General features: G+C 57.2%; 1 rRNA gene. It reads left to right on the forward strand.

What is annotated here, in order from left to right:
• A 16S ribosomal RNA gene (locus LWF15_RS35775) occupies positions 1-896 on the forward strand; the annotation flags it as partial.
• Positions 897-906: the final 10 nt, after the last annotated feature.

Below are 906 nucleotides of genomic sequence, written 5' to 3' on the forward strand. Positions count from 1 at the left end.
CTAGAGTGCAGTAGGGGAGACTGGAATTCCTGGTGTAGCGGTGAAATGCGCAGATATCAGGAGGAACACCGGTGGCGAAGGCGGGTCTCTGGGCTGTAACTGACGCTGAGGAGCGAAAGCATGGGGAGCGAACAGGATTAGATACCCTGGTAGTCCATGCCGTAAACGTTGGGCGCTAGGTGTGGGGCACATTCCACGTGTTCTGTACCGCAGCTAACGCATTAAGCGCCCCGCCTGGGGAGTACGGCCGCAAGGCTAAAACTCAAAGGAATTGACGGGGGCCCGCACAAGCGGCGGAGCATGCGGATTAATTCGATGCAACGCGAAGAACCTTACCAAGGCTTGACATGGGGTGAAAACTCGTGGAGACACGGGGTCCGCAAGGGCGCCTCACAGGTGGTGCATGGTTGTCGTCAGCTCGTGTCGTGAGATGTTGGGTTAAGTCCCGCAACGAGCGCAACCCTCGTTCTATGTTGCCAGCACGTCATGGTGGGAACTCATAGGAGACTGCCGGGGTCAACTCGGAGGAAGGTGGGGATGACGTCAAATCATCATGCCCCTTATGTCTTGGGCTTCACGCGTGCTACAATGGCCAGTACAAAGGGCTGCGAGACCGTAAGGTGGAGCGAATCCCAAAAAGCTGGTCTCAGTTCGGATCGGGGTCTGCAACTCGACCCCGTGAAGTTGGAGTCGCTAGTAATCGCAGATCAGCATTGCTGCGGTGAATACGTTCCCGGGCCTTGTACACACCGCCCGTCACGTCATGAAAGTCGGTAACACCCGAAGCCGGTGGCCTAACCCCTTGTGGGAGGGAGCTGTCGAAGGTGGGACTGGCGATTAGGACGAAGTCGTAACAAGGTAGCCGTACCGGAAGGTGCGGCTGGATCACCTCCTTTCTAAGGAGCA

Origin of the sequence: Kineosporia rhizophila (assembly GCF_021277265.1) — a bacterium.
GTDB lineage: Bacteria > Actinomycetota > Actinomycetes > Actinomycetales > Kineosporiaceae > Kineosporia > Kineosporia rhizophila.